This is a genomic window from Nocardioides sp., assembly GCF_036274455.1.
Lineage (GTDB): Bacteria > Actinomycetota > Actinomycetes > Propionibacteriales > Nocardioidaceae > Nocardioides.
Map to the genome: position 1 here is coordinate 44,615 of NZ_DASUFR010000090.1, position 8,311 is coordinate 52,925.

Below are 8,311 nucleotides of genomic sequence, written 5' to 3' on the forward strand. Positions count from 1 at the left end.
ATGGCCCGCCTCATCGAGACCGCGACCGAGCCCCTTCGCAGCGTCGACGTCGACGTGGTGACGCTGGACCTGGTCGAGAACGCACTGCGCAACGCGCGCTACGAGATGGACGAGGTGCTGTTCCGGACCGCCCTGTCGCCCGGCATCCGTGAGCAGCACGACGAGTTCCCGCTGATCGGGGACCGGGAGGGCAAGATGGTCGTCGGCCAGTTCGGCCTCTCGATCCCCGACTTCCTGGAGAACTTCGACGGAGACATCGAGGAGGGCGACGTCCTCCTCACCTCCGACCCGTACTCCTGTGGGGCCGCGATCAGCCACGCCAACGACTGGCTGGTCGTCATGCCGATCTACTTCGAGGGACGCATCGTCGGCTGGTCGTCGATGTTCGGCCACATGTCCGACGTCGGCGGCAAGACGCCGGCGTCGATGCCGACGGATGCGAAGACGATCTTCGAGGAGGGCGTGGTCATCCCGCCCTTCCGGCTCTACAAGAAGGGCGTCCTGGACGACGACGCGCTGCGGATCATCCTCAATCAGGTCCGTAAGCCCGACTGGAACCGCGCCGACCTCAACGGCATCGTCGCCGCGTGCCGTACGGCGTCACGTCGGGTGCAGGAGATGTGCGCGCGCTTCGGCGTGGACACCTACACCTCGGCGCTGGATGCCCTGCTGGACCGCAACTACCGGGCGATGAAGACGCTGCTGGCGATGGTGTTCGAGGAGGGCAAGACGCTCTCGTTCACCGACTACATCTGCGACGACGGCGTCGGCTTCGGCCCGTACGAGCTCACCCTCAGCCTGACCCGCACCGGCGACAAGGTGCTGCTGGACTTCACCGGGAGCAGCCCGCAGGCGCAGGGTCCGGTCAACTACTTCATCAACGAGAACCTGGTCCGGATGTTCTTCGGGATCTACATGATCACCGTCGCCGACCCGCAGATCCTCTGGAACGACGGCTTCTACCCACTGGTGGACGTGGAGATCCCCGAGGAGTCCTTCTGGAGGCCGAAGTACCCCGCCGCCCTCAACGCCCGCAACCACGGCATCGGCCGCGTCTTCGACCTGTTCGGCGGCCTGCTCGGCCAGACCAACCCCGACCTGCTCAACGCCGCCGGGTTCTCGTCCTCGCCACACTTCATGTACTCCGGCAACTACAGCTCCGGCGACCGCAAGGGCGAGTGGTTCCAGCTCTACTCCATCGGCTTCGGGGGCATCCCAGGCCGTCCGATCGGAGACGGCCCGGATGGGCACTCGCTGTGGCCGTCCTTCGTGAACATCCCCTGCGAGTACCTCGAGTCCTACTACCCGCTGCGGATCGAGCGCTGGGAGACCATCCCCGACACCGGCGGCGCGGGGGTGCACCGCGGCGGCAACGGCGTGGACGTCGCCTACCGCTTCCTCGAGCCGGGCACCATCGCGATCCACGACGACCGGTGGCTGACCTACCCGTGGGGGGTCAACGGCGGCGAGCCAGGCACCCGCGGGCGCAAGGTCATCGAGCGGGCCGACGGCACCACCGAGGTGCTTCCCAGCAAGGTCCATGACTTCCCCGTCGAGGTGGGAGACCTGCTGCACTTCATCACCTGGGGTGGCGGCGGATGGGGCGACCCGCTCGCCCGCGACCCGGAACTGGTCGGCCTCGAGGTGCGCCGTGGGCTGGTCACGGCCGCCGGCGCCCGCCGGTACGGCGTGGTGTGCAGCGAGGACGGCCGGGTCGACACCGAGGGCACGGAGCAGCTGCGCGGCAAGCTGAAGGAGGGACGCCCCGAGCCGCTGCCCACCTTCGACATGGGTCCGCCGCTGCAGGAGATCCTGGAACGGTGCCAGGAGGAAACGGGCCTGCCCGCGCCGAAGCCGCCCCTCGTTCGATGACCGACCCCCCGGGCACCGGGGCCGGCTTCGACGAGGGCTTCGCGGGCCCGCTCCGCCCGGGCCGTCGCCCGGCGGTCCTCGCCGTCGACATGATGCGCGCCTACTTCGACCCGACGAGCCCCCTGTGCCTGCCGACCCGGGACTGCCTCGCCTCGGCGGCACGGGTGCTGGCGGCCGCACGCAGCAACGGCGTCCCGGTCCTCCACACTCGGGTCGAGTTCGCGAAGGACGGCAGCGACGGCGGTGTCTTCGTCCAGAAGGTGCCCGCGCTGCAGCAGCTGTTCGGCGGCGGCCCGATGAGTCAGCTCATGCCGGAGGTCGCACCGCAGGACGACGAGCTGGTGATCATCAAGCAGTACGCCAGCGCCTTCTTCGGCACCTCGCTCGCCCCCACCCTCGTTGCTCAGGGCGTCGACACCGTCGTCGTCGTGGGTGTCAGCACCAGCGGCTGCATCCGCGCGACCGGCGTGGACGCCGTACAGCACGGGTTCGTCCCGCTCGTGGTGCGCGATGCGGTCGGGGACCGGACGGCGCAGGCCCACGACGCGAACCTGTTCGACCTCCAGGCGAAGTACGCCGAGGTCGTCGACGAGGCCACTGCCGTGACCTACCTGGAGGAGCAGCGATGAGCCCGTCAGTCGAGATCCTCGAGGTCTCGCCGCGTGACGGACTGCAGAACGAGGACCGGGTCCTGTCGACCGAGGACAAGGTCGAGCTGGTCGAGCGCGCGGTTCGCTCCGGCGCGCGACGGATCGAGGTGACCAGCTTCGTCAACCCGTCGCGGGTGCCGCAGCTGGCGGACGCCGACGACCTGATGGCAGCCCTCCCGCGGCACGAGGGCGTGACGTACGCCGGGCTGGTCATGAACCGTCGCGGGCTCGACCGCGCGCTGGCCGGTCGGGTCGACGAGATCGACGTGGTGGTCGTGGCGACGGACACGTTCTGCCGCCGCAACCAGGCGATGAGCACGGCGGAGGCCTGCGACACCGCGGCCGAACTGGTGCTCGAGGCCAAGGCAGCAGGCGTGTTCACCACCATCACCATCGGGGCGTCCTTCGGCTGCCCGTTCGAGGGGGAGGTACCGCTCGACCGCCTGCGCGACGTCGTGCGCCGTGTGGTCGACGCCGGGCCGGACGAGGTCGCCCTCGCCGACACCATCGGGGTCGCAGTGCCCTCGGAGGTGAAGGAGCGCCTCGAGATGACCCGGGAGCTGGTGGGGCTCGAGACGCCGCTCCGGCTGCACCTGCACGACACCCGGCACACCGGCGTGGCCAACGCTGTCGCGGCCGTCGAGTCCGGTGTGTGCACCCTCGACGCCAGCATCGGTGGCGCGGGCGGATGCCCGTTCGCCCCCAACGCGACCGGCAACGTCGCAACCGAAGACCTGGTCTACCTGTTCGACCGGATGGGGATCCCCACCGGCCTGGCCCTCGCCGCAATCACCGACACGGTGGCATGGCTGGAGCACCGATTGAGCAAGCCACTGCCGGGCGCTCTGCTTCGAGCGGGAGGCTTCCCTGACTGATCCTCGGACGGAGCCAGGACCACTCCGGGCAGCGGTGATCTTTCAACCGGTCTGGGCCGGTGGCGGTGGGTGGTCAACCACGCTGGGCCAGGCGGCGGTTGATCGCCCACCCACGGAAGCGTCAGGAGAGCCCGAGATGACATCAGACGGGGCCGAAGACCCCGTCTGACCTGCAGAGATGAGTGGAGCTGAGGGGACTCGAACCCCTGACCCTCTGCATGCCATGCGGAAAATCGCTTCGAGCATTCGTGCAGGTCAGACCGTGAATAGGCGTCTGACCTGCGGAAATACTAACCGTGCCACGTCCACTGTTGTCCAGCGCAGTCCAGAAATGCCACGTTCTTTGGGCACGTTAGGGCACGTTCGGGCACGAATTTTGGTATCTGCGGGGACCCCCGGCAACGACCCTCGAAGGGTTATCCGACTGCCGCACGCTAGGGCTCCACCAGCAGGGCGGCATAGATCGGGCGGTAGTGGGACCTCATCCCTAGGGTCGGAGTCTTCGGCACCGCCCTGCCGCCCCGCGGCCTCTCGGGGGCGACCCCCGAGGAGCGGCTAGCTCCGTTCGTCGGCCAGCCGGCTCCGGCGCTCCTCCTCGCGCTTCGAGTACGCCGCGGCGCGGATCGCCTCGTCGGACTCGAAGCCGCTCCCGAGCGCGCCGCCGACGGTAGCCGCCGACGCGACGAACCAGGCCAGGAGGAACAGGTCGCGGTAGGTCATCGACACCTGGAGGTAGCCCCCCATGATGGACGGGTCGAGGACGAACAGGCCCCAGGCCAGGTTCACAACGTAGAGAGCGAGGTAGCAGATGAGCGCTCCCGCGGTCAGGGTCAGCACCGTCGAGGTGTTGTAGAGACGAGACCTCTGTCGAGCCTCCGGCGAGTCGTCATCTGGGCGGTCCCACAGCTCGCCGTCGATCACGAGCCACCCCACGATCAGCGCCAGTGAGGCGATCATCGCCACCACGAGCCGCCAGATGGACAACGAGCCGGCCAGCAGCCACACGGTCGAGTTGATCGTGGCGATGGCCCCCGTCGTCAACGCCGCCACCAGTGCGGACTTCAGCCCGGGAACGAGGAGCCAAGGTCGGTTGGCGAGCACCATCCCCACCAGCAACCGCCAGCGGCCGCTGCGCCGAGGGAGTGGCTTGCGATGCGGGTCCTGCGAGCTGGGGTCGGCCAGGCCCCTGAGGAGAGCGTGCACCGCTCGCCGGGCCCTCGCATGCGTCCGGATCCCACCGAGGGCGGGCAACGAAAGCACCGCCGTCCGTCCTTGGGTGTCCGCCTCGACGAGCAGGTAGCGGCCGTCGTCGTCCCGGAGCGGGAGCTCGGTCAGGCCGACCACAATGTCCCAGTCGTGCTCGCGAGCGTGGTCCCGGAGCCTTGCCACCGCGGCGTCCACGTCCTCCGAACCGGTGGTGAAGGCCTCGCTGACCAGCTCGACGTCCCACGGGTCGTGACCTTCACCGTTCGTCGGGTCCAGGCCCATCCGCCGGGCGACGTCCGTGGGCGCTGCCGGGTCGGCCACCAGACCGACATTGAGGGGCTTCATGGCCCTGCAGTACCCCCGTGGCTCTCTCCGAGCGGCAGAGGCGCGTCCGCGCTGCTGGGCAGTCGAGGGCCGCGCGGCATTGACTCTCACCTCTGGGGTGCTCATCTGCTACCTGGCGATCTACGTCTGTCAGATCGTCGGTACACCCGATGGCGGGGCGACGGGTCCCATGACAATGAGCGTGCTGTGCTTGAGATGTGACGTCACAAGGGGTGCAGGACGAACTGTCTCGACGGCGGACGGCCAAGGGAGAGGACCGGATCCCGCCGGCCCTCGCTGTGGTGGCCGCCTTGGTTGTCTACGCGCTGCTACCGTCCTCGCTGCAGCTCCTCGGACCGTTCGTCATCCCCGGCGTCGAGGCCTTGTTGCTGGTGGCCCTGATCGTCACGAATCCACGCCGGATCACCCGTCAGACGTCATGGTCGAGAACGGTCTCGATCGGTCTGGCCTTCCTCGTCATCGTCTCGAACCTGCTGTCACTCGGCCTGCTCATAACCGAGCTCTCGAGCAACGCGCCCAGCGGCGAGAACCTGCTGGTGGGCGCCATGCAGATCTGGGTCACCAACGTCATCGGGTTCGCGCTGCTCTTCTGGGAGATGGACCGTGGCGGACCTGTTGCGCGTCGGACCATGCCACGCGAAACGATGCCTGCCGCCGACTGGCGCTTCTCGAACGACGAGAACCAGGACACGGTCCCGGAAGTCAGTCGTTCGTCGAGTGAGCTCTCCGGGTGGGTCCCCGTGTTCATCGACTTCCTCTACCTGTCCGTGACCAATTCGAGTGCCTTCAGCCCGACCGACACGATGCCGCTCACCAGCCGCGCGAAGGTGCTCATGGCCATCCAGGCGACCGCCGCACTCCTGGTGTCCCTGCTGCTGGTCGCGCGTGCGGTCGGTTCGCTCGGCGGCTGATCCGTGGATCCGGGGCTGTTCGGCCGGCGCTGTTGAACGTCGCGTCAGTCGGGATCAGTCCCGGAGGCGAGGGCGCCCGGCTCGGTTGGTCCATCTGAGTACTTGATCAGCAGGGCATGGCGGGGCCTGATCCGCGCGACGTTGTCGGCGTAGTCAGACCACAAGCCCGCGGCGGGCGCCGCGTAGGTGGCCTCGCCGGTGTTGACGACGACCACGCCTCTCGTGAGGTCGAATCCCACTGTTCGAACCTTGCCCTCGGGGGCGATGCCGATCTCGCGGACGAACCGCATGACCTTGGCCTCGAGCTCTCGCTCCTTCATGTGGCGGCGAACCTCGTGGGCCTGTCCCTGCTCACCGGCGTCCCTCGGTCTGCAGGAACTCGTGGACCTGGCGGATCGCGACCGAGCCCTCCCCGACGGCAGAGGCGACGTGCTTGACCGAACCACTGCGTACGTCGCCCACGGCGAACACGCCCTGGCGGCGGGTCTCGAACAACGCTTCGGAGCAGTCGGCGGCAGGCCCGGTGAGTATGAAGCCCTTCGCGTCCAGCGGGATCTCTCCCTGGAGCCAGCTGGTGTGGGGAGCCGCACCGATCAGCACGAACAGGGCTGTCGTAGCGACGCGCTGCGTCTGGTCGGTGTGGAGGTCGTGCAACGTGACCTCTTCGAGCGCCTCATCCCCGATGAGCTCGCACACCTCGGTGTGGCGCCAGACCTTGATGCGTGGCGACCGCTCAACGCGGTCGGCCAGGTACCGGGACATGTCCCGCCCCAGGTCGTTGTGTCGGATGACCAGGTTGACCACCGGCGACTGACGGGCCAAGAAGCAGGCGGCCTGGCCCGCCGAGTTTCCACCGCCGACAACGGTGACGGGGTCCTGTCGGCACAGCCGGGCCTCGAACTCCGTCGCGGCGTAGTAGACGCTGCTGCCCTCGAGGCGGTCCGTCCCCGGGAGGTCGAGACGTCGGTAGCGCACGCCGGTGGCGACGAGCACGGCGTGTGCGATCAGGTCGTCCCCCTCTGCCAGCCCCACCACGTGATAGCCGTCTGCCTGCGTGAGAGAGGTCGCCTCGCCGGGGATGCTGAAGACGGCGCCGAACTTGCGGGCCTGCACCACTGCGCGGTCGGCCAGCTCCGCCCCGGTGATACCGGCCGGGAACCCCAGGTAGTTCTCTATCTGAGACGACGTGGCCGCCTGCCCGCCGGTGGCGAGCGCGTCCAGGACGACCGTCGAGAGCCCCTCGGAGGCGGCGTAGACCGCCGCGGCCAGTCCGCCCGGGCCTGCGCCGACCACGACGAGGTCGTACGCCGCCCGGTCCGGCGCCGCCCGTAGGCCGAGGAGGTCGGCCAGCTCAGTGGTGCTGGGATTGCGCAGGACCGTCTGTCCCTTCCAGATCACGACCGGTGTCTGGTCGGGTGGGATGTCGAAGGCCCGGAGGGTGACCTCTGCCTCGGGATCCTCCTCCAGGTCCTCCCAGTGGCAGGGGATGCGGTTGCGGCTCGCGAAGTCCCTCAGCCGGCGGGTGTCGGCTGAGTAGCGGGAGCCGATGATCCGGAGGCCGGCGCCGAGGTCGGCATCAATGTTGCGCCTGAGGATGAAGGCCCGCAGGATCAGGTCCCCGAGCGCCTGGTCCTGGGTGATCGCCTCCTTGAGCCGGTCGTAGAGCACTTCGAGGACCTCGACGTCGGTCTGCGCGACGGCGGTGACGTAGACCGCCTGGCCGGTCAGCATGGACAGGTCACCCACGAAGCGACCCCGGCCGTGGACGGCGAGCACTCGCGACTCTCCCTCGGGGCCTTCCTCCTGGACGACCCGGACCCTGCCGTCCAACACGACGAACAGGCCGCAGTCGCGGTCCCCCGCGCAGAACAGCGTGCTGCCCCTGGTCAGCGACTTCCGCACGCCGTACCGCGAGAGCAGCATGATCTGCGTGTCGGTGAGGCGGGGGTAGGCGCCGGTGGTGTCGGGGGTCTCAGGTCGGTCCTCGAGCTCGAGCTCAGACGAACTGCTCGTCGACATAGCACCACCTCCAGTTCTCCCCCGGCTCGATCGAACGCACGATGACGTGGCTCGTCGCGGCGGCGTGAGCGCGCGCGTGTCGCATCGGTGAGGAGTCGCAGCAGCCAACCTGGCCACAGGTCAGGCACTGCCGCAGGTGCACCCATGGCGTGGCGAGCTGCACGCACTCCGGGCACACGCGCCGGGCGGGTGGCGGCACGGGTCGGATGATTCCGAGGTGCGGGTCGGCGCCGACGCGCGTCGGGTTGGGAGTCATCACGTCCTCGTCGGGAGCTTGGACTCGAGCCATGAGCGCAGCACATGCTCCGGGAGGGCGCCGATCTGCTTGTCGACCACCTGGCCGTGGTCGAGGAGGACCAGCGTCGGGATCGACTGGACCTCGAACCGTTGGCTCACCTCCGGGTTGTCGTCGGCATTGACCTTGACCAGCTTG

The 8,311-nt window shown here is 68.8% G+C and carries 9 protein-coding genes; 4 read left to right on the plus strand and 5 right to left on the minus strand.

Annotated elements, in window-relative coordinates:
- From VFV89_RS09075 to VFV89_RS09085, 3 genes are read left to right on the plus strand one after another with little or no spacing between them, the layout of a single operon-like run.
- On the plus strand, positions 1-1,872 hold the full coding sequence (locus VFV89_RS09075) for a hydantoinase B/oxoprolinase family protein (RefSeq protein WP_329705606.1): 1,872 nt from the start codon (positions 1-3) through the stop codon (positions 1,870-1,872).
- Entirely contained in the window at positions 1,869-2,501 is a 633-nt protein-coding gene (locus VFV89_RS09080) for an isochorismatase family protein (RefSeq protein WP_329705607.1), read from the plus strand. The genes VFV89_RS09075 and VFV89_RS09080 overlap by 4 nt, the downstream gene beginning before the upstream one ends.
- Positions 2,498-3,397, plus strand: a complete 900-nt coding sequence (locus tag VFV89_RS09085) for a hydroxymethylglutaryl-CoA lyase (protein WP_329705608.1) — start codon at positions 2,498-2,500, stop codon at positions 3,395-3,397. The genes VFV89_RS09080 and VFV89_RS09085 overlap by 4 nt, the downstream gene beginning before the upstream one ends.
- Before the next feature lie 555 nt (positions 3,398-3,952).
- Here the strand turns inward: VFV89_RS09085 and VFV89_RS09090 are convergent.
- Positions 3,953-4,948: a hypothetical protein gene (locus VFV89_RS09090; RefSeq protein WP_329705609.1), complete on the minus strand. Its 996-nt coding sequence runs from the start codon at positions 4,946-4,948 to the stop codon at positions 3,953-3,955.
- Between the two features lie 212 nt (positions 4,949-5,160).
- On the opposite strand from VFV89_RS09090, the gene VFV89_RS09095 reads away from it, so the two are divergent.
- Positions 5,161-5,859: a hypothetical protein gene (locus VFV89_RS09095; protein ID WP_329705610.1), complete on the plus strand. Its 699-nt coding sequence runs from the start codon at positions 5,161-5,163 to the stop codon at positions 5,857-5,859.
- Positions 5,860-5,903: 44 nt separating this feature from the next.
- Here the strand turns inward: VFV89_RS09095 and VFV89_RS09100 are convergent, their stop codons facing one another.
- The 4 genes from VFV89_RS09100 to VFV89_RS09115 are packed head-to-tail and all read right to left on the minus strand — an operon-like array spanning position 5,904 to position 8,307.
- On the minus strand, positions 5,904-6,179 hold the full coding sequence (locus VFV89_RS09100) for a hypothetical protein (protein ID WP_329705611.1): 276 nt from the start codon (positions 6,177-6,179) through the stop codon (positions 5,904-5,906).
- Positions 6,180-6,210: 31 nt separating this feature from the next.
- Positions 6,211-7,878, minus strand: coding sequence for an FAD-dependent oxidoreductase (locus tag VFV89_RS09105; RefSeq protein ID WP_329705612.1), 1,668 nt, complete (start codon positions 7,876-7,878; stop codon positions 6,211-6,213).
- Entirely contained in the window at positions 7,856-8,167 is a 312-nt protein-coding gene (locus VFV89_RS09110) for a UBP-type zinc finger domain-containing protein (RefSeq protein WP_329705613.1), read from the minus strand. The genes VFV89_RS09105 and VFV89_RS09110 overlap by 23 nt, the downstream gene beginning before the upstream one ends.
- A complete protein-coding gene (locus VFV89_RS09115) occupies positions 8,134-8,307 on the minus strand; it encodes a thioredoxin family protein (protein ID WP_329705615.1) in 174 nt (57 codons plus the stop codon). Before VFV89_RS09115 ends, VFV89_RS09110 begins: the two co-directional genes overlap by 34 nt.
- Positions 8,308-8,311: the final 4 nt, after the last annotated feature.